Annotated in this window: 17 protein-coding genes; all 17 read right to left on the bottom strand. The window is 64.7% G+C overall.

The features are described 5' to 3' along the window. Nucleotides 1–123 precede the first annotated feature (123 nt). The gene (locus Q8Z05_RS19000) at nt 124–1,800 is read right to left on the bottom strand and encodes an amidohydrolase (RefSeq protein ID WP_305941106.1); all 1,677 of its coding nucleotides are present in this window, start codon (nt 1,798–1,800) and stop codon (nt 124–126) included. Nucleotides 1,801–1,861: 61 nt separating this feature from the next. Next, nucleotides 1,862–4,753, bottom strand: coding sequence for a DEAD/DEAH box helicase (locus Q8Z05_RS18995; RefSeq protein ID WP_305941105.1), 2,892 nt, complete (start codon nt 4,751–4,753; stop codon nt 1,862–1,864). 24 nt (nt 4,754–4,777) lie between these two features. Further along, complete coding sequence (gene tatC / locus Q8Z05_RS18990; RefSeq protein ID WP_305943631.1) at nt 4,778–5,572, bottom strand: twin-arginine translocase subunit TatC; 795 nt, start codon at nt 5,570–5,572, stop codon at nt 4,778–4,780. 48 nt (nt 5,573–5,620) lie between these two features. Continuing rightward, complete coding sequence (gene tatA / locus Q8Z05_RS18985) at nt 5,621–5,914, bottom strand: Sec-independent protein translocase subunit TatA (protein ID WP_305941104.1); 294 nt, start codon at nt 5,912–5,914, stop codon at nt 5,621–5,623. Nucleotides 5,915–5,946: 32 nt separating this feature from the next. Next, the gene (locus tag Q8Z05_RS18980) at nt 5,947–6,324 is read right to left on the bottom strand and encodes a hypothetical protein (RefSeq protein WP_305941103.1); all 378 of its coding nucleotides are present in this window, start codon (nt 6,322–6,324) and stop codon (nt 5,947–5,949) included. 10 nt (nt 6,325–6,334) lie between these two features. Next, nucleotides 6,335–8,326, bottom strand: coding sequence for a helix-turn-helix transcriptional regulator (locus tag Q8Z05_RS18975; protein ID WP_305941102.1), 1,992 nt, complete (start codon nt 8,324–8,326; stop codon nt 6,335–6,337). Nucleotides 8,327–8,449: 123 nt separating this feature from the next. Continuing rightward, complete coding sequence (locus Q8Z05_RS18970; protein WP_028269209.1) at nt 8,450–8,845, bottom strand: FKBP-type peptidyl-prolyl cis-trans isomerase; 396 nt, start codon at nt 8,843–8,845, stop codon at nt 8,450–8,452. Nucleotides 8,846–8,889: 44 nt separating this feature from the next. Beyond that, entirely contained in the window at nt 8,890–9,819 is a 930-nt protein-coding gene (locus Q8Z05_RS18965; protein WP_305941101.1) for an FKBP-type peptidyl-prolyl cis-trans isomerase, read from the bottom strand. A 111-nt stretch (nt 9,820–9,930) separates the two neighbouring features. Further along, a complete protein-coding gene (gene pafA / locus Q8Z05_RS18960) occupies nt 9,931–11,295 on the bottom strand; it encodes a Pup--protein ligase (protein WP_305941100.1) in 1,365 nt (454 codons plus the stop codon). Between the two features lies 1 nt (nt 11,296). Beyond that, nucleotides 11,297–12,004: a proteasome subunit alpha gene (gene prcA / locus Q8Z05_RS18955; RefSeq protein WP_305941099.1), complete on the bottom strand. Its 708-nt coding sequence runs from the start codon at nt 12,002–12,004 to the stop codon at nt 11,297–11,299. Between the two features lies 1 nt (nt 12,005). Next, nucleotides 12,006–12,830, bottom strand: a complete 825-nt coding sequence (gene prcB / locus Q8Z05_RS18950) for a proteasome subunit beta (protein WP_305941098.1) — start codon at nt 12,828–12,830, stop codon at nt 12,006–12,008. Between the two features lie 84 nt (nt 12,831–12,914). Beyond that, nucleotides 12,915–13,118, bottom strand: coding sequence for a ubiquitin-like protein Pup (locus tag Q8Z05_RS18945; protein WP_305941097.1), 204 nt, complete (start codon nt 13,116–13,118; stop codon nt 12,915–12,917). Between the two features lie 83 nt (nt 13,119–13,201). Beyond that, complete coding sequence (gene dop, locus Q8Z05_RS18940; RefSeq protein ID WP_305941096.1) at nt 13,202–14,821, bottom strand: depupylase/deamidase Dop; 1,620 nt, start codon at nt 14,819–14,821, stop codon at nt 13,202–13,204. Between the two features lie 50 nt (nt 14,822–14,871). Beyond that, entirely contained in the window at nt 14,872–16,653 is a 1,782-nt protein-coding gene (gene arc, locus Q8Z05_RS18935) for a proteasome ATPase (protein ID WP_305943630.1), read from the bottom strand. Between the two features lie 82 nt (nt 16,654–16,735). Next, nucleotides 16,736–17,803, bottom strand: coding sequence for a tRNA (adenine-N1)-methyltransferase (locus tag Q8Z05_RS18930; RefSeq protein ID WP_305941095.1), 1,068 nt, complete (start codon nt 17,801–17,803; stop codon nt 16,736–16,738). A gap of 103 nt (nt 17,804–17,906) precedes the next feature. Further along, entirely contained in the window at nt 17,907–19,094 is a 1,188-nt protein-coding gene (locus Q8Z05_RS18925; protein WP_305941094.1) for a site-2 protease family protein, read from the bottom strand. Continuing rightward, a complete protein-coding gene (locus Q8Z05_RS18920; protein ID WP_305941093.1) occupies nt 19,087–19,836 on the bottom strand; it encodes an HAD family hydrolase in 750 nt (249 codons plus the stop codon). Before Q8Z05_RS18920 ends, Q8Z05_RS18925 begins: the two co-directional genes overlap by 8 nt. Nucleotide 19,837 lies beyond the last annotated feature (1 nt).

Genomic DNA, 19,837 nt, shown 5'->3' with positions numbered 1-19,837 from the left:
GGTGGAACCGTCCGTTGCGACTCAATGCTACGGGCGGTCCGCACGGTGTCAACCCGGCTTTGACGTGCGGGTTTAGGCGTTGCCGCAGGTCAGGACCATACGGCGCGCCGGGAGCTTTCCGGTCTATGACCGCAAGGAACCGTTTGTGAACAACTCTTTTCCATCGCGTACTGTCTGCAGGCACACGGGGTCACTTCCGGTGTCCAACGCCGGGAGCAACGGTGTACGCGCCCGGGGGTCCGTACTCCAGGACTGCACGCGGCCGTCCGCCACCTGCACCATGAGTTCTTCCACTTCCCAGACCGCGAAGCTGGCCGGCGCCCCCGGAACCAGCTGGCCGGCCATTGGATTGCGGTACCTGGCGGCGCGCCAGCCGGCCCTGGTGTGGCCGAGGAAAGCTGCCCGCGCCGAAATGCGCTGGTCCGGGTTGCTGTGCTCAAGGCAGGCCCGGACGCTTGCCCAGGGGTTGAGCGGAGTCACAGGGCTGTCGCTGCCGAAGCAGATGGGAACTCCTGCAGCGTAGAAGGACGCGAAGGCGTTCATTCCGTGCTCCCGGCTACCCAGCCGTTCCTGGTAGAGGCGACCCGCCCCGCCCCACTCAGCGTCGAAGCCCGGCTGCACGCTGACGGTGACCGAATACTTTGCCAGCCGGCTGATGGCCGCGGCATCGGCCATTTCCACATGCTCAAACCGGTGGCCGGCTGCTCTGACCCGCTGCTCCCCCACTTCCGCCGCTGCACGGTCCAGAGCGTCCAGCGCCGCGTCGAGTCCGGCGTCGCCGATGACGTGGAACCCGGCCTGTATGCCGAGCAGCGAACACGCAGCCACATGGGCGGCAGCTTCGTCAACGGTAAGGTACAGGCTGCCGCGCTCCCCCGGAGCATCGCTGTAGTCGTCTCTCAGTGCTGCAGTCCGGGAGCCGATGGATCCGTCGATGTTCAGGTCCCCGGCCAGGCCCCGCACGCTGGCCCCAAGTCCGTCGAGAATGCTGCGGGCATCCGCCTCCGACGCCGCGAGCTGTCCCCAGTACGGAAGGACTTCAGGCACGGGGTCCCGGAAGGCACCGTGGCTGTTCCACTCCGCTGCGACCCGCAGGTCGGCTGTGCTGCCGATGTGCGGCGCAGCCATTTCTGCCACGGCCACGTAGCCGTTGGCGGCGGCTTCTGCGAGGGCACGTGATTGGTAGCTCCGCAGTTTTTCGTCGGGCAATTGCCGCGCGGCGAGCCTGGCTGACGTGTGGGCATGGCGCTTTACCTGGCTGCCGGACGAAAAGCCTTCCAGACCGGCCAGGCCCGCTGCCTCGGCAAGGGAGGATGACACCAGTGCGGAGTGGGCGTCCACCCGCGAGAGATACACGTGCCGGCCACCCGCCGCACGCTCCAGCTCCTCACGGCTTGGCAGGGCCTGATCGGCCCAGCCGCTTTCGTCCCAGCCATGGCCCAGGACAGTGCCATTCCCATCGCTTGGCATGCCAGCAACGGATGCAGCCACGGCATCCAGGATGTCGGCGGCTGAGCGCATGCCGCCGAGCTGCAGCGAATCCAGGGCAATGCCCGTTTCAGTCAAATGAACATGTGAATCCACGAAACCGGGAGCCAGCAGGGCGCCCTGGAGGTCGATGATGTCCATGGACGAATCGGCTATTGACGTGGCCGCCTGCTCCGAACCAACCCATGCCACAGTGTCCCCGTCCACGAGCATGGCGGTGGCAAAGGGGTCGGCTGCGGTGTAGACGGAACCGTTGCGGTACAGAGTTACTTTATGGTCTTTGGCCGGCAGGTCCGCCCGTGCGTCAGTCATGGTGTGTGTGGCTCCTCAGCAGCCTTGAAGTGAGTGGAAATGTGCGGGCGGGACCGGCGGATCAGACCACCGTGGAGTAAGCCACCACGCCGCGTCTGACCAGGATGATGGCCTCCGAGCAGAGGCGTGAAAGCCTCGGGTCCAAGCCCGGGATCTTGGCCAGCTGGTCCAGCAAGTCAATGACCTGTTTGACCCACCGGACAAAGTCGCCTGCTGCCAGGTCTGTGCCGCTGAGCACTTCCTGAAGGTGCCTCCCCTTGGCCCATTTCAAGATCGGCCAGACGAGCCCCAGTTCGGGCTCGCCGGTGAGGGGAAGCCTGTTCGCTTCCTCGGCATCTTCCAGCACGGACCACTCCCGGACCACGATATCCACGGCGGTCTCCAGCGACACACTGGGCATCCTGGGCCGCAGGCCTCGCTCCTCCCGTTTTGCCTGGAACACCAGCACACTGGCAAGGGCTGCCACTTCAGTGGCATCGAGGTCGTTGAACGCTCCTTGACGCAGCGATTGGGATATGAGGAGGTCCTTCTCACCGTAGATACGGCGCAGCTTCTGGCCGTCGGCGTTGATCGTGACCCTCCCGGAATCGGAGGTTTCCAGGTACCCGTAGCTGGAGAGCAGATCGCAGACCCGGTCGAACGTTTTGGCGATGGTATTGGTGCGGCTTTGGATTTCGCGAACCAGTCCGTCAGTTTCGCGGCGGAGCTTCCACCAGCGCTCGGACCAGCGCGCGTGGTCCTCCCGTTCGCTGCAGCCGTGGCAGGGATGGGACCGCAGCGCCAGCCGCAGGTCGGCAATCCTCTTCTCCTGGTCCGGCAAGGCCGCGGCCCGGCCGAAATCAGTGTTCCGGGCGTTCCCGGGCGCGGGCGGACGGTTTTCCCGGAGTGCGTTGCGGACCGACGATGCCAGGTCCTTGCGCGATTTAGGGACCTTCGCGTTGAACGACTTCGGTATACGGACCCGGGTCACCGGCGTGATGGGCCCTTCCAGGTCCTGAATGCCGAGCCTTCGCAACTGGTTGTCCAGGGTCAAGACAGCAGGCCGCGGCTCGCGGGAGGTGTGGTCGGAGCCGAGCACCACAGCGAAGCCGGGCGCCCTGCCCGTCGGCACGTCCACCACATCGCCGGGCAGGAGCCTGCTCAACGAATCCTCCGTGATGGATTTGCGGGCTTTCGAGGTGCTGCGGGAAGCGGCGTTCTCGGCGTCGGACAGTTCCCGCCGCAGCCGTGAGTACTCGGTGAAGTCACCCAGATGGCACGTCATGGATTTCTGGAAGCCGGCCAGGGACTCCTCCCTGCTCCGGACCTGCTTTGCCAGGCCGACCACGGAGCGGTCCGCCTGGAATTGGGCAAAAGAGGATTCCAGGATTTCACGGGCACGGGGCCTGCCGAACTGCGCCAGGAGGTTGATGCTCATGTTGTAAGTGGGGCGGAAGCTCGAATTTAGCGGGTAGGTCCGGCGCGATGCCAGGCCGGCGACCGCCGTCGGGTCGGTTCCGGGCTGCCACAGCACCACCGCGTGGCCCTCGACGTCGATGCCGCGGCGCCCTGCGCGGCCGGTGAGCTGCGTGTATTCGCCGGCGGTAATGCCAACGTGGGCTTCACCGTTGAACTTATCCAGCTTTTCCAGCACCACCGAACGTGCCGGCATGTTAACGCCCAGCGCGAGGGTTTCGGTCGCGAATACCGCCTTGACCAGGCCCTCGACGAACAGCTTCTCCACGACCTCCTTGAATGTGGGCAGCATCCCGGCGTGATGGGCTGCGAGGCCCCGCAGGAGGCCGTCACGCCAACTCCAGAACCCGAGCACGTCGAGATCATCCGACGGAATGTCCCGCGCCGCTTCATCAACACGGCTGGCAATGACCCGTTGTTCACGCTCGGTGGTCAGCCACAACCCCGCTGAGACGCACTGCGCCACAGCGGCGTCGCAGCCGGCACGGGAGAAGATGAAAGTAATGGAGGGAAGCAGATCCTGGCGGTCAAGGCTGGCGATGACCTGGGGGCGGCTTGCCTTGCGTACGGCACTCTGCTGGGCCGCCTGGGAGCGGTTGTCGCCGCGCTGGTTCTGCTGGCGGCGCTGGCTGCGTCCGCCATGGCCGAAGCGGGCCCGTGAATTCATCTGGCTCTCGGTGCGTGCCATGGCCAGCAGGTCCGGGTTCACTTCAAACCCCCGTTCGAGGGAGACGTTGGCCGTCATTGCCGTGGCGGCGGGATCAGACTCCCCTTCAAGTGCGATCTCGTCGAACGTTGTTTCGCCGGCGAAGAGGTCAACGATTTCACGTCCCACCATGACGTGCTGCCAGAGCGGCACCGGACGGTGCTCGGAGACGATGACGTCAGTGTGCCCTCGGACGGTATCCAGCCACGCTCCGAATTCCTCGGCGTTGGAGACCGTTGCGCTCAGCGATGCCACCTGGACTTCGCTAGGCAGGTGGATGATGACCTCTTCCCAGACGGCGCCGCGGAACCGGTCGGCGAGGTAATGCACCTCGTCCATGACCACGAAGCCGAGGTCATCCAGCGTGTCCGAATCCGCGTAGAGCATGTTGCGGAGGACTTCGGTGGTCATCACGACAACCGGGGCGTCGCCGTTGATGCTGGTGTCACCTGTGAGGAGGCCCACGTTTTCCGGGCCGTACTTGTCGGCCAGCTCAGAATACTTCTGGTTGCTCAGCGCCTTGATGGGGGTGGTGTAAAAGGCTTTGAGGCCGCGCTGGAGTGCCAGATAGATGGCGAACTCGCCCACGATTGTTTTGCCTGCGCCGGTGGGTGCCGCCACCAGGACGCCCCTGCCCTGCTGAAGGGACTTGCACGCTTGGCGCTGGAAATCGTCGAGTTCGAAATCCAGCGTCCGCACGAATTTACCCAAATATGTATTGGCTTCGGCGGTCCGCTCGGCACTGGCCCGATAGAGTTCCGACGGCGACTGTGGCCCGGTTGTGGAGGACATACTTCCAGCCTAGTGGGCGCGGGACTAGAGTTTCCCCAGTTCCGTGCCGGGCGTTGCGACGTCGGCCGTCGCCTCAGTTTCGGCGGCGATCTTCGCGGCCTTCCGGTCCCGGCGGCGGTCATTGAAGATACAGAGTCCGATTGCGGCGAAAAACAGCGCAAGGAGCGGGCCCGCGAGCAGGAACATGGAGAGGGCATCCGCGCCCGGAGCAGCAACGGCAGCAAGCACAAACACCAGGAAGACCGTGATGCGCCACGCCTTCAGGATGGTTTCGCCCCGGATGATTCCGGCCATGTTGACGCCCACCAGGACCACGGGAACCAGGAACGCGAGGCCGAGGAACAAGACCATGCGCGTGACGAAATCCACATAGTCGCGCGCATCGATGAGGTTGGAGAATCCCGCAGGCGTGAACTGGGTCAGCGCGCGCACCACCTGCGGCGTCACCATCCATCCGACCCACACGCCGGCAAGGAACAGCGGCACCGCCGCGGCCATGTAGCCCAGGGTGTAGTGCCGCTCTTTCTTGGTGAGGCCGGGGGTGATGAAGGCCCACAGCTGGTAGATCCAGATGGGGCTCGAGATGACCGCGCCGATCAGCAGGGAGAGCTGGAGTTTGAAGTCGAACGGAGACGCAATGCTCGAGAAGTTCACGGAGGACGTGCCGCCGGTGGTCTCGGCAATCCGGTCAACCGGCTCCTTGAGGGCGCTCAGTACGGGATCGTAAAGGATCCACCCGCCGATGCCACCGATGACAAGGCCAATGGCGGACTTAATGAGCCGGTTCTTGAGCTCCTTAAGATGGTCCATCAGGGCCATCCGACCCTCAGGGTTGGATTTACGGCCCTTCGTCAGTGCCACTTCAGGTCAAACGCGGTTCGACGGCGGAACGTCCGTGCCGTCTGCACTTCCGGTGCCGCCCGTGGCGTCACCGTTCTGCGGCCGGGACTGCGGGTGGTTGACGATCTTTCCTTCGACCGGGTCACCGTCCTTGGCTTCGGGCTTGCCGTCGTTCTTCATTTCCTTGACCTCGGACTTGATGATCCGCATTGACTGGCCGAGACTGCGGGCCATGGCCGGAAGCTTGGGCGCGGCAAACAGCAGCAGAGCCACGATGATAATAATGACGATGGGCCAAGGGCCATCAAAGAGTCGTCCCACTGGAAGTCCTTTCCTCGAAATACATCCTACGTCTAACTGAATTCGATGTCGCGCAGCGCCTGTGGCTGGCCACGGTCCGCTTTACGCTGAACGCGCCGCCGGCGGCGCTCTTCCCTGCGGGAGGATTTGGACGCCACGTAATCATGTCTCATCTGCATCGGCGAGGCAAAAACTGCAGAGCCGGGCGTTGCCCGGGGGCCGTTGTCCGGTTCACCGTCCGGTGCCGGCCCCAGTCCGGGGGCGGGGTCGGTGATATTGGCCAGGGGTGCCCCAAACCGTTCGCCGGCAGCGCCCAGGTCCCTGACCGTGGCCATGAACTGCCTGAACAGCCTGATTCCCAACAACACATAGAAGAGGAGGGAAACGGCTACGAGCGCTATCCAGATAAGGATCCAAGACCACCAAGGCATGCTGAGTAGTCTAGCCGCCGTAACGGGCCAGCGCCGCGCGGATCCAATCCCCCGCGGCGTCGGCCAGGCCGGCGGGCGCGAGGATCCGGACGGCGCCGCCGTGCTGGGCAACAAACATGGGCAGCCATCCCGTGCTCCCGAACCTGATGTCGGCAATCAGCCCGCCGTTTGGAAGCGGCGCAGTCCGTTCGGCGTAGTAGTCATCGGCGAGCCCGATGCCCTGGGGCGCCAGTTCCACGGTGACCACGGTGTCGTCGTCGTTCGGGGTGAACAGCTTGACCGGGAACCCCTCGGTGGGTCTGGCCGCTTCGGTGACCCGCTGTCCGTTCGGTTCCAAGGTTTCTATGCGGTCCAGCCGGAAGTTCCTTAGGCCGTGTGCGCTGTGGCAGTAGGCCTCGAAGTACCAGGTGTTGTCCAGCGAATAGAGCCGCAGCGGATCGACGTCCCGTTCGGACATGGAGTCGCGCTGCGCGGAGAAGTACCTGAGGTGCAACTGCCGGCCGTCCGTGATGGCGTCCCGGATGGTGGCCAGATGGGCGGAATTCGCCGGGCCCACCTGGGGGCCCGCAATGGATGCCGCCTTCAGGCCCTCCTCCCCCGCTGCCGCCATCAGTTTTACCGTGACGGACTCCAGCGCACTCCCCTCGGCAAGCTCCGGCAGGCCGTTGAGGGTCTCCAGGCCCGTCAGGAGGGCGCAGGCCTCGTCCACGGTGAAGCGGACCGGACGATTGAGGTCAAGGTCCTGGGTGATGTAGACGTGGTCATCTTCCCACTGGATGTCCAGGAGGTCATCCGGGTAGCCCTCGGGCAGGCCGGAGCAGATCAGGATCCGCAGATCGTCCTCCAGTTCCTTCCGGGTCACGCCGAAACTGGAAGCAACCTCGCTGATATGCAGGCCCTGGTTGTGGACCAGGAACGGCACGAGCTGAAGCATCCGCTTGAGCTGGTCCTCGGACGTCCGCTTGCGCGGGCGCTTGACCGGAACGGTGTCCGGAAAATCCATGGCGGGAACGGGCGACGCCGCGAAGTCCGCGGCGGCTTGCAGTCTCCTCCGGACAGCGGATGCCAGTTCCGCCGGCGCAGCGACCACCACGTTCGGGCCGTAGGAGGCGAGCTCTTCGCCCAGCACCTCAGCATCCCTGAAAGGAACTCTGAGCCGGTCCCAACCGGCGTCGGGCGTGCTGATGGGCGCTTCAGAGGCATGCGCCTCCATTGCCCGCTTGCGCAGGCCGAGCACTTTCCCCGCCGCCACGTCCACGATCGCGGACTGCACAGGCAGCTCGGGAAGCGAGTCCAGTTCCTTCCGGACATTGAACGCCTCCGGCGGCGAGTAGTGATCCTTTTCCTGGACGGCCACCGCAGACGTGAAGCGGGACAGGCGGAAGAAGCGCTTTGCGCCGCGGGCCCGGTCGAAGCCCACCAGGTACCACTGCCCGAAGCGGCTGCCCAGGCCCCAGGGCTCAACGGTCCGGAGTTCCTCGCGGCCGGTGCTTCCGGCAAGGTAAGTGAAGCTCACCGGGTGCTGGGCGTGCATTGCCGTGACCAAGTCTTCAAAGGCCTGCCCGGCGGGTTTGATCCGTGGCTGGACACCGGCCGGCAATTCGGCCTCAGCGAGCCCGCCGGCCGCCTGCAGCTTGCGCATGGCATCTTGCGCTGCCGAACCGAGCGCGGCCTGCTCCCAGAGCTGGGCAGCAAGGATGAGGACAGTGCACTCGGCGGAGGTGAGGTCGACGTCGGGGAGCCGGTTGGACTCCTTGCCGATCCGGTATCGCGCTGTGGCAGGATCATCGGAGCCCCACCCCTGGTCCATGACTGTCTCTACCTCGAAGCCGAACTGGCGGAGGTCGCTCTTGTCCCGCTCGAACATGCGGCCGAACGTGGATTCGCTGCTGCTCGTGTCGTGGTAGACCTTTTCGCGAAGTTCACCGCGCCGCAGGCCGTAGCGGGTGTTGAGAAGCGCGATGAGCAGGTTCAGGAGGCGTTCTGTACGTGAGGCGGACACCTTGGCTACGTTACTAAAGCCGGTGGGGCTTAACGCCGAAAGCGCGGCAACAAAACGGAAATTTCCCTCCGATTGTTACCGCGCTCCCTCAGGCAGGCCGGCTGTCGCCGGGCCGTGATCCGTCTAGCGGACTCCGACGAGGTCCACCACGAAGATCAATGCTTCGTTGGGGCCGATCGCTCCGCCAGCACCGCGGGAGCCGTAAGCGAGTTCGGAGGGGATCTCCAGGCGGCGGCGGCCGCCGACCTTCATGCCCAGCAGCCCCTGGTCCCAGCCCTGGATGACCTGGCCCACGCCAACGCGGAAGTCCAGCGGAGCGCCGCGGCCCCAGGAAGCATCGAATTCCTCGCCGGTGGACCAGGCGACCCCGACGTAGTGGGTGGAGACGGTGTCGCCCGGCTTGGCCTCGGCACCGTCACCTTCGATGAGGTCGGTGATTACGAGCTCAGTGGGAACGTCGCCCTCAGGGAAGTCAATTTCCGGCTTCTGGCGGTCGAAGTTGCGTTGTCCAAATGACATGGTTGCTCCTTTGTAGTGTGGGTTGGCTTCTAGCTCGGGATGGCTTACTTGACGCCGAGGATATCGACGACGAACACCAGATCGCCCTTGGCCTCGCCCTGTCCGGCATCGCCGTAGGCAAGGTCCTTCGGGATGACCAGGAGTACGCGTGAGCCCACGGTCTTGCCGGCAAGGCCCTGGGTCCAGCCCTTGATGACGCCGGTCAGCGGGAAGCTGGCCTTTTCGCCGCGGTCAAAGCTGGAGTCGAACTTGGTGCCACCGTTGAGGGTGACTCCGACGTAGTTGACAGTCAGGGTGTCGGTTTCCTTGACGGCGGGGCCGGTGCCTTTGATGAGGTCCTGGGAGACAAGCTCAGTGGGGGCCTTGACGCCGTCAACGGAGATCTCCGGGATTCCCTTGTCGTTTTCCTTGACGGTGGGAAGGCCGGCGGGCGGCGTGACAGTCTCACCCTCCGGCTTGTCCAGCACCTTCGGGGCGTCCTTGGCGGACAGGACCTTGACCACGAGCAGCTGCGTGGGGCTGGCCTCGGCGCCCTCCTGGGCGGCCTGGCCGGGCACGGCAAGGGCAAGCTGCGAGCCAATCTTGGCACCTACGAACGCGTTATAGATGACGGCGTTGCCGGTCTTGAGCTCATCGTTCAGCTCCAGCGGCTCGGGGTCCTTGGCGAAGGTGTCTTCGAGGGTGGAGCCGTCCTTGCCGCTGAGGGCGAGGATCGAGATGTCAGCGATCTGGTTGGCCTTAAGGCGCTCCCCGTCGCCTTCGGTAACCACCTTGACGGTGGGTTCCGTGACATCCAGGGGCTTGTCGAATTCGACTCCGGGTGCCTTCTTGTCCCCGTTGTCCGTAAGCTTCAGGGAGTCGAGCTTGGCGGTCTCGCCAGCAGTCTGGCTGGTGGGCTCCGGGGCTGCAGGCGATCCGCCGCAGGCGGTGATCAGCAGCAGTCCGGGAATGAGAATTGCTAGTAGTCGGCGCACGTAAGAACTTTCGTCGGGGCAAGATGGATGCGTGCCGCGAATGGAACGCACGGCAACGCAGTCGGTGGCCGGTTAAACGGCCCCATCCAGAATAGCCCCTGAAGCTGGGTATCAGCCCATAGAGTCCAGAAGGGCATCCACGCGCTCGTCCACGCTGCGGAACGGATCCTTGCACAGGATCGTCTGGTGGGCGCGGTCGTTCAGCTTCAGGTGCACCCAGTCAACCGTGTAGTCGCGGCCCAGCTCCTGGGCGCGGCGGACAAAGTCGCCGCGGAGCTTTGCCCGGGTTGTCTGCGGTGGGGCATCCACAGCGTCCTTGACCGCGGTGTCGTCCACCACGCGGCGGACGGCTCCCCGGGCCTGCAGCAGGTAGTAGAGCCCGCGTGTCCGCGAAATGTCATGGTATGTGAGGTCCAGCTGGGCGATCCTCGGCGCGTCCAGCCCGAGCCCGTGCCGGTTCCGGTAACTGTCCATGAGTTTCTTCTTGATGGCCCAGTCGATCTCGGTGTCGATCGTGCTGGTGTCTCCGCTCTCGATGGCCGTGAGCGTCCGTTCCCAAAGGTCCAGGATCACGGGCACGTGCCGATTGTGGGCGCCGTTCTCAGCCACAAAGGCCGTGACTTTGTTCAGATACTCCCGCTGGATCTCCAGGGCGGTCAGCTGCCGCCCGTTGGCAAGACGGATGAGCGCCCGCCCACTCAGGTCATGCGAGATTTCGCGGATGCTGCGGATCGGGTTCTCCATCCGCATGTCCCGCATGATCACACCCGCCTCGATCATCCGAAGGATCAGGTCGACGGTGCCCACCTTCATCAAGGCCGTGGTTTCGGACATGTTGGAGTCGCCCACGATTACGTGGAGGCGGCGGTAGAACTCAGCGTCAGCATGGGGTTCGTCCCGGGTGTTGATGATGGGACGGGACCTGGTGGTGGCGGAGGAAACGCCTTCCCAGATGTGGTCCGCGCGCTGGGAAAAGGCGAAGGTGGCGCCATGGGGGGTCTTCAGGATCTTGCCGGCGCCGGCGATGAGCTGGCGTGTCACCAGGAACGGAATGAGGATCTCCGCAAGCCTCGAGAATTCCCCGCGGCGGGGAATGAGGTAGTTTTCGTGGCTGCCGTAGGAATTGCCCGCCGAGTCGGTGTTGTTCTTGAAAAGGTAGACCGTTCCGTTGAATCCTTCGGCCGCAAGCCTTTCCTGCGCCTCGTCCACGAGGTCGTCCAGGATCAGCTCGCCCGCGCGGTCGTGGGCGATCAGCTGTCCCAGGTCGTCGCACTCGGCGGTCGCGTACTCGGGGTGGGAGCCCACATCGAGGTACAGCCGGGAACCGTTGGTCAGGAACACGTTGGAGGAACGTCCCCAGCTGACCACTTTGCGGAACAGGTAGCGGGCCACCTCCTCCGGTGCGAGCGGGCGGGAGTCCGGGCTCGAGTAAGAGATGCCGAATTCGGTTTCGATGCCGAAGATGCGCTTGTCCATTTCAGTTCTCCTCAGACAGCAGGGCGGCGATTTCGTCGTCGCCGAGGCGCCGGAAAGCCCGCCGGGATCCCCGTGCGCTTTCCGAACCGCGGTCAAGGACCGCCACCTCCAGGGCTGATGCGGGCAGTTCGCCGGCTTCCTTGTCGGTGACCAGCCCCTTCATGGCGAGCCTGATTGCACCGGCGAAGTTCAGTTCCCGCTGCCACCCGCCTTCCACGGTCTCGGCGACCTTGTCGGCCTGGCCGCCCATGACAATGAAACGTTTTTCGTCGGCAATCGAGCCGTCGAACGTCAGCCGGTACAGGTGGTCGTCCGAGGGACTCTCCCCGACCTCGGCCACGGCGAGCTCGACTTCGAAGGGTTTCTGCTCGGCGGTGAACACAGCACCAAGGCTTTGTGCATAGACGCTGGCCAGTCCCCTGGCCGTGACGTCCTCACGGTCATAGGAGTAGCCACGGACGTCCGCGTAACGGACTCCCGCCTGGCGCAGGCTTTCGAACTCGTTGTATTTGCCGACCGCGGCGAAGGCGATCTTGTCGTAGATCTCGCCGATCTTGTGCAACGACGGCGACGGATTTTCCGCGACGAGGGCGATGCCCTCCTCGCAGCTGATGACGACGACGGAGCGGCCGCGGGCAATTCCCTTCCGTGCGAAATCCGCACGGTCCTTCATCAGCTGTTCGGGCGACACATAAAACTGTTGAGTCATATCAGGCCTCCCGCCGAGCCGTTGTCCTGGCCTCGATGATGGCGCCGGCGACGGCGGCCAGATCATGGTCGGGTATTCGCCGGGCGCCTGTCCGGCCCACGGTGTAGACAACCGGCCACAACTGCCGGACGGGATCCGGTCCGCCGGTTGCCGAGTCGTCATCCGCGGCATCGTAGAGCGATTCAACGGCCACGGCCACGGCTTCCTCTTCGGTAAGTCCCGGCCGCCAGAGTTTTTTGAGGGCTCCGCGGGCAAACATGGAGCCGGAACCCACCGCGTGATGCTCCTGCTCCTCGTACCGTCCGCCGGTGACGTCATAGGAAAAGAGGCGGCCCACGCCCACAGGCAGGTCAAACCCGGCGAAGAGCGGCACCACCGCCAGTCCCTGCATGGCCATGGGCAGGTTCCCGCGGATCATGGCGCCGAGCCGGTTGGCTTTGCCTTCCAGGCTCAGCAGCGTCCCTTCGATCTTTTCGTAGTGTTCCAGCTCCACCTGGAACAGCCGCGTGAGGTCGATGGCGATGCCGGCCGTGCCCGCAATTCCCAGCACGGAATACCGGTCAGCCGGGAAGACCTTTTCAATGTGCCGGCTCGCAATGACATTCCCCATCGTGGCGCGGCGGTCGCCGGCCATCAGGACACCACCGCCATACGTCAGCGAGACGATGGTGGTGGCATGCGGAACCTGCAGCGGCTGTGAACCTGCTCCGGCGGTCGCCGGCATGGCTTGATTGAAGGGCAGTAAGCCGGGCCTGTTGCGTTGGAGGTGTTCAGTGAATGATGACGTGGCGTTCGCAGCTACCTGGTTGGCTGTGGTGTCCTGCACTGATGCACTCCTTAAACGTGGTGGATCAACGTCGCTTCGGCCCCGGGCTGCCGTCCCTCCATTCAGGCGGTGGCAGCCTGCGCCCTATTGGCCGCCTTTTTGGACGAAGGCCCGGACGAATTCCTCGGCGTTCGATTCCAGGACGCCGTCGATTTCGTCCAGAAGATCGTCCACGCCCTGGGTGGCTGCCGATGCCTGGGCATCACCGGATGCGGGCGGCGTTGCGGGGGCGTCGTCGTCGAATTCGTCTTCCCGTGACTGCGGCTGTTGCTGCTCCTGGCCTGCCATTTCCTTCTCCTTCTATCCGCCCCTGATGAGAGGGGACATCCTGTAAGCCCATATTGCCACGCCTTAAGCCGTGGTGGGGTGCTTTATGCCGGTGGCGGAGGCGGAGTTTGTCCGAGCAATTCCGCCAGGAACGATCCGGCGTCCTGATGCCTTGCAAAGAGGCCTCCGGTGAGTGCTTCCGTTCCCCTGAGCGGCTCACGGGTGGGCACGCGTTGCAGGCGCCCGCGGCCCGGCACGTCGAAGATCACCGAGTCCCAGCTGGCGCCGACTACGTCTTTGCTGAAGCTGCTGACGCAGCGGCCGCGGAAATAGGCGCGGGTGTCCGACGGCGGTTCCGTCACCGCGCGGGCGATTGTTTCGTCGTCGACGATCCGCTCCATGCGGTTCCTGGCGAGCATCCGGTAGTACAGCCCCTTTTCGGGCCTCACATCAGCCCACTGGAGGTCCACCAGGCCCAGCCGAGCGTCGTTCCATTCCAGGCCGTCCCGCTGCCGGTAGCCCTCCAGCAGGGAGAGCTTGGCCAGCCATTCCACGGAGGAGGACGCGGCTGTCCGGTCACTGTCGAGGTCCGTCAGCGTTGCAGCCCAGCGTTCCAGGAGGGCATGGGTATGTCCGTCACCGTCCACGGCGTCGCCCACGCCGGTGTCCTGTGCGAGCTTGGCAGCCGCTTCGTGGTACATCCACTGCAGGTCCAGCGCCGTGACCCGGCGTCCGTCCAGAAGCCGGAGCGTGGCGCTCAGCGACGTGTCGTGGCTGACGGCCTGCAGGGCAGCCACCGGCTCGTGGACCTCCACGCGTGGCGCGAGGCCCGCCTCGATCAGGCTAAGCACCATGGCCGTGGTACCGAACTTCAGGTAGTTGGCCACCTGGCTAAGGTTGGCGTCACCGATGATCACGTGCAGCCGACGGTATTTGTCCGCCGTGGCGTGCGGCTCGTCCCTGGTGTTGATGATCGGCCGGCGGATGGTGGTCTCCAGGCCCACCTCTGCCTCGAAGAAATCCGCCCGCTGGCTGATCTGGTAGCCCGGCCGGGAACTGTCCTGGCCAAGGCCCACCCGGCCGGCGCCGCACATGATCTGCCGGGTGACGAAGAACGGCGTCAGCCCTCGAACGATGTCGCCAAACGGCACCGCGCGCGGCATGAGGTAATTCTCGTGGGAGCCGTAGGACACTGACTTGTTGTCGGTGTTGTTCTTGTAGAGGTTCACGGGCGGAAGCTGCGGATCAGCGGCCATCCGGCGAACCGCCGAAAGCGCCACCATATCTCCCGCCGCATCCCATGCAACCGCGTCCACCGGATTCGTCACCTCCGGGCTGGAATATTCCGGATGCGCGTGGTCCACGTACAAACGCGCGCCGTTGCCCAGCACCATGTTCATCAGGAGTGAGCCGGCTTCGTCCTCGCCGTCCTGCTCGAGTTCCTCCCGTCCGTAGGCCAGGGCCACCGCTTCCGCGTCAAGGACCGGAGGCTGGTCCGTCAGCTGGCTGGGGTCCGCCTGGTTCCGTTCGAGGGTCCACCCGCGGGCGTCATGCAGAGGTTCCTCGTCGGTGTAGTCCCATCGGGTTTCCGCCCCGCCCGCGGCCCGCTGCCGGGTCAGCTGGGCGTAGGCCTGGATCACCCGGGCAGACATCATCGTGGCGTTGGCTCCGGGCGCCGACGGAGCGTGGATGCCGTATTCGGTTTCCGATCCCATGACCCGCATCGCACCGCCCGCCGGGAGCGGGGCACCAGGCACCCGTCCGCTGCGCGGCGTCACAGGTACTGGCCCGTGCTCGGCATTGTCTCGATGGATTTCCCGGGCTCCTGCCCTGCCTTGCCTTGGACGATAGTGCGGATGTAGGTGATGCGCTCACCCTTCTTGCCGGAAATGCGCGCCCAGTCATCCGGGTTGGTGGTGTTGGGCATATCCTCATGTTCGCGGAATTCGTCGACGACGGCGCGCAGCAAGTGGTCAATGCGAATGCCCTTTTGCTGCGAGGTCAGCAGGTCCTTGATGGCGTACTTCTTGGCCCGGTCCACCACGTTCTGCACCACGGCGCCGGAGTTGAAGTCCTTGAAGTACAGCATTTCGGTGTCCCCGTTGGCGTACGTCACCTCAAGGTATTCGTTGGACTTTTCGGTGGAGTACATCGCTTCGACGGTCCGCTGGATCATGGCGTCCACGGTTGCCTGGACGTCGCCGCCGTGTTCCGCGAGGTCGGACTCATGGAACGGAAGGTCCGTGGTGATGTACTTGTAGAAAATGTCCGCGGCAGCCTCTGCATCCGGCCGCTGGATCTTGACCTTAACGTCCAGCCGGCCGGGCCGCAGGATGGCCGGGTCGATCATGTCCTCACGGTTCGACGCACCGATGACTATGACGTTGTCGAGCCGTTCAACGCCGTCGATCTCGCTCAGGAGCTGGGGCACAATGGTCGTTTCGACGTCGGACGAGATACCGGTGCCGCGCGTGCGAAACAGCGAATCCATTTCGTCGAAGAATACGACGACGGGGCTCCCATCCGACGCCTTCTCACGTGCCCGGGAGAAGATCAGGCGGATGTGCCGCTCCGTTTCGCCCACGTACTTGTCCAGGAGCTCCGGACCCTTGATGTTGAGGAAGTAGCTCTTCAGGTCCACGTTTCCGGTGCGCTCGGCGGCCCGGGCAGCCAGCGAATTGGCCACTGCCTTCGCGATGAGCGTCTTTCCGCAACCCGGCGGGCCGTAGAGCAGGATTCCCTTGGGAGCCTTGAGCCCGTGTTCGCGGTAAAGGTCCGGGTGCAGGAACGGGAGCTCCACGGCATCCCGGATCTGCTCAATCTGCGGGCCGAGGCCGCCTATGTCCTCGTACGTGATGTCAGGGACCTCTTCAAGCACCAGGTTCTCCACTTCGGAGCGGGGAACCTTTTCGAGGGCGTAGCCCGTCCGGGAGTCGATGGAGAGGGCGTCGCCCACACGGAGCTTTTCCGACATCAGTGCCCCGGACAGGCGGATGACGCGCTCCTCATCGGCCCGGCCCACCACCAGGGCACGGTCCGAGCCCAGCATTTCCTTGAGCGTCACAAGTTCGCCGGCCCGTTCGTATCCGAGACCTGCCACCACCAGCAGGGCCTCGTTGAGGAGGACTTCCTGCCCGACGGCCAACTGGTTCATGTTGACGAGCGGGCTTACCCCGACGCGCATTTTGCGGCCGGCGTTGAAGATGTCCACGGATTCCTCCTTGGCAGCCTGTCCGCTGTTCCCGGGAGTGGCCTGACGCCTGGGGTTGAGCTGCAGAATGGTGCCAAAGCTGTACGGCGGCTGGCCTTCCTGGTCCAGGGCGTTCTTCAGACGCAGGATTTCCGCCTTCGCGGTTTCCAGCATGCCCACCAGTTTTGAGTTGTTCTGCGTCGCGGCAGCAAGCTGGCGGTCTATGTGCCGCAGTTTGTCCCGAAGGATGTTCACCTGCCGGTCTGCAACCGAGAGTTCGTTGGCCACGTAGCGGGCATTCTCAGGTTCCTCTGCCCCCACGGCTTCGTCCGGTGTCCATGAGGAATCGTTATTCGGAGTTTCCATCATGCATCAGCCCCTTCCTGCGCTTCTATTAAGACCTTAGCCCCAAGAAGCCGGGTACTGCTGGAGACATCCGAAATACGGACTAGTTCGTAACCTCCGGATCGTCCTTTACGTGGGTTCCGGCGATGGCATCGCGGGCAGCGCGGCGCAGTTTCTTGTCGGAGACAAGCCGCTCGCCCACGGCGCCCGGCGTCCAGGCGTTGACGTCCTCTTCGTTGAAGTCAGTCTTGGAAGGCCTCCGCTTTACGGAGATGCCTGTAACGCCGTCGGCAAGCCTGCGCGTGACCAGCAGGAAGCCGGTGTGGGCAACCATGCGGTGGTCCGGCCGTACGGCCAGGCCTTCGAGGTGCCATCCGCGGACCATGGATTCCCAGGCATCAGGTTCGGTAAAGCGGCCGTCGGCGCGGATCGCTTCCGCCGTCCTGGACAACTGGGTCACGGTGGCCACGTAGTTGATCCACACGCCGCCGGGGGCCAGGACCGTGGCCACGGCGTCGATGCACTCCCATGGTGCCAGCATGTCCAGAACCACCCGGTCAACGGACCCGGGCGCTTCGCTGCGAACCACTTCCTCCTGGAAGTCGCCGAGGGAAATCTTCCACGCGGGGTGCGGACCTCCGAAGATCGTTTCCACGTTGCCTCGGGCAATGTCGGCGAATTCCTCGCGCCGCTCAAAGGAATGCAGGTAGCCGTTGTCGCCTACTGCACGCAGCAGCGAAATCGACAGCGCACCCGACCCCACACCGGCCTCCACCACACGCGCGCCCGGGAAGATATCCGCCATGGTGACGATCTGGCCGGCGTCCTTCGGGTAAACCACTGCGGCGCCGCGGGGCATGGACAAAACAAAATCCGAGAGCAACGGACGGAGGGTCTGATACTGCTGGCCCACGTTGTTGGTCACGACTGACCCGTCGACCTTGCCGATGATTTCATCGTGGTTCAGGAAGCCGCGGTGGGTGTGGAATGCTCCCCCGGCCTCAAGGGAGATGGTGTTCATCCGGCCGCGTTCGTCAGTCAGCTGCACACGCTCGCCTTCGCGGAACGGTCCCCGGCGCCGGGCAGCGCCCACCGGCACTGCCCCGGTGGTGCCTGCGGTGCCGACGGCGTCGCCCGGCGTGATGTTATTGGCGGCAGTTTCGCTGCTCATGGAATATTCCTCGCTTTTGTAAACCTGGGTGGCCGTGCATCAGGACGGCCTGGGCACCGGCTGCCGGCCCCGGGCGCCGGTATTTCACGACCGGCAGGTAACTCTACCGGTTCTGCGCCTTGGCTCGCCCGCCGCGGCGCAATTCTTTGCCTGTAATGGCGCTCACCACGGCTGACTGGCGGAGCAGGCCGGTCACTTTGCCGTGGTGATCCACTACTGCGTACTCCTGCCCTTCGAGCTGGGCCAGGAATTGTACGAGCTCCTGGCCCTGGGACCACTCAGGTACATACGCGCCGGCACCGAGGGCGTGCGACACGGCTGTTGCGGGCGTCGTGGCCGCCGCTGCTGCCGGAACGGAGGCCACGGCGACGTCGGAGACGATTCGTGCCGGCCGGCCGTCCGGTCCACACAGGACAATGACCGGCGTACCCTGCGGAGCCAGCTGCAGGACATCGGACACTGTGGAGGATTCGGGTATTCCCACCGCTGGTTCAGCGAGGGTGGCGGCGTTGACGAGGTGCAGCCGGCTGCGGAGCCGCCCGTGCTGGATGGAGGCCGAAGCACCCATCCAGAGGAAGCTGCCCACCAGGACCGTAATGAGCATCAGCGACACGTCGGGGCGGTCGCCGCGAGCCAACGGGAGCAGGACGAACCAGGCAGCCAGCCCAATAACGATGATCCGGCCCGCCCAGCCCGCGGCCACTGTGCCCTTTTCCTGGCTGCCGGTGGCTTTCCAGACGGCGGACTCAACAAGGCGTCCGCCGTCCAGGGGAAGGCCCGGAAGGACGTTGAAGATACCGATGAGCAGGTTCGCCCAGACAAAGATGTTGGAGAGGATGCCCGTCACGCCGGAGGGATCCGTCGCGATGATGAACAGCCAGCCGGCTCCGGCAAGCAACAGGTTCGCGGCGGGTCCGGCCATCGCCACCAGCACCGAGCGTCCGGGGGTGGCGGTGAAGCCCTCGAACTGGGTGTGGCCGCCCCAGAGGTTCAGTACGATTTTCTCGGTGGGCCAGTTAAAGATCTTGGCCGTCAGGGCGTGCGCCAGCTCGTGGACGAGCACGGAGATGAGCAGGAGCAGGGCGTAGGCGAAGGCCACGTAGTAGGCCGCAACGCCCATGTCCGGGTACTGGCGCACGAGTACGGGCCCATACACAATCACGGTGAACGCTGCGATGATGAACCACGAATAGGCCAGGATCACCGGGATACCCGCGATGCGGCCCAGCGATATGCCTTCCCTGCGTCCCGTGGTGACCTTGGGGTCCTTGCCGCCTGCTGGTTCAGTCAAGGCCGTGGCTCCGGACCATGGAGTCTTCAAGGCCGGCGTTCCCTGCCGGGAAGTCGCCGCGCGCGGCCACGAGTTGCTGCAGATCGGCAACGGTGCGGCCTTCGAGGGTATGCCACGTGGCCCGTGCTGGATCGGCGGGCAGCGGAACGATGTGCGGGATTGCCACGGTCACGACTCCGGACGCCATGGCGGCTGCCACTCCCGGGGCCGAGTCTTCCAGGGCAACGCAGTCGTGGACGGTGAGGTCGGGGTCCTGCTGCCGCAGCAGGTCGACTGCCTTGCGATATGCCTCCGGGTGGGGCTTGCCGTTGGTCACGGTGTCGCCGGTCACCAGGAACTCGAAATAGGGTTTCGGCAGCGCCGCTACGACCTCGCGCGCCAGAGGCCCTTCGGACATCGTCACCAGGGCACACCGGACGCCTGCCTCGTGGAGCTCGTCCAGCAGTTCGCGCGCCCCTGGCCGCCAGGGAACGGAGGCACGGACTTTGCTAATGACCTGCGCCGTGAGGGTGTCGATGATTTCCCGTTTCTCCAGGTTCACACCGGCCCTTTGGAGAACGCCGGCCGAGAACACCAGGGACTGGCCCACCAACTGCATCGCCTGTGCGTGGGACCACTGTCCGCCGTGGGCTGCAACGAGGGCGTGCTCGGCTTCGATCCAGTACGGTTCGGTGTCGACGATGGTGCCATCCATGTCCCATAAAGCGGCTTTAAGAAGTGGCTGGGAGACTGAGGATCGCATA

The organism is Arthrobacter oryzae (assembly GCF_030718995.1).
Lineage (GTDB): Bacteria > Actinomycetota > Actinomycetes > Actinomycetales > Micrococcaceae > Arthrobacter > Arthrobacter oryzae_C.
Note: the sequence above shows the minus strand (reverse complement) of the source record. Positions and strands in the feature narration are given on the sequence as shown.

Coding starts and splice junctions, on each gene's coding strand:
- Q8Z05_RS19000 (WP_305941106.1), bottom strand. CDS start 1,800: ATGACTGACGCACGGGCGGACCTGCCGGCCAAAGACCATAAAGTAACT.
- Q8Z05_RS18995 (WP_305941105.1), bottom strand. CDS start 4,753: ATGTCCTCCACAACCGGGCCACAGTCGCCGTCGGAACTCTATCGGGCC.
- tatC (WP_305943631.1), bottom strand. CDS start 5,572: ATGGCCCTGATGGACCATCTTAAGGAGCTCAAGAACCGGCTCATTAAG.
- Q8Z05_RS18980 (WP_305941103.1), bottom strand. CDS start 6,324: ATGCCTTGGTGGTCTTGGATCCTTATCTGGATAGCGCTCGTAGCCGTT.
- Q8Z05_RS18970 (WP_028269209.1), bottom strand. CDS start 8,845: ATGTCATTTGGACAACGCAACTTCGACCGCCAGAAGCCGGAAATTGAC.
- pafA (WP_305941100.1), bottom strand. CDS start 11,295: ATGGACAAGCGCATCTTCGGCATCGAAACCGAATTCGGCATCTCTTAC.
- prcA (WP_305941099.1), bottom strand. CDS start 12,004: ATGACTCAACAGTTTTATGTGTCGCCCGAACAGCTGATGAAGGACCGT.
- Q8Z05_RS18945 (WP_305941097.1), bottom strand. CDS start 13,118: ATGGCAGGCCAGGAGCAGCAACAGCCGCAGTCACGGGAAGACGAATTC.
- dop (WP_305941096.1), bottom strand. CDS start 14,821: ATGCGGGTCATGGGATCGGAAACCGAATACGGCATCCACGCTCCGTCG.
- arc (WP_305943630.1), bottom strand. CDS start 16,653: ATGGAAACTCCGAATAACGATTCCTCATGGACACCGGACGAAGCCGTG.
- Q8Z05_RS18930 (WP_305941095.1), bottom strand. CDS start 17,803: ATGAGCAGCGAAACTGCCGCCAATAACATCACGCCGGGCGACGCCGTC.
- Q8Z05_RS18920 (WP_305941093.1), bottom strand. CDS start 19,836: ATGCGATCCTCAGTCTCCCAGCCACTTCTTAAAGCCGCTTTATGGGAC.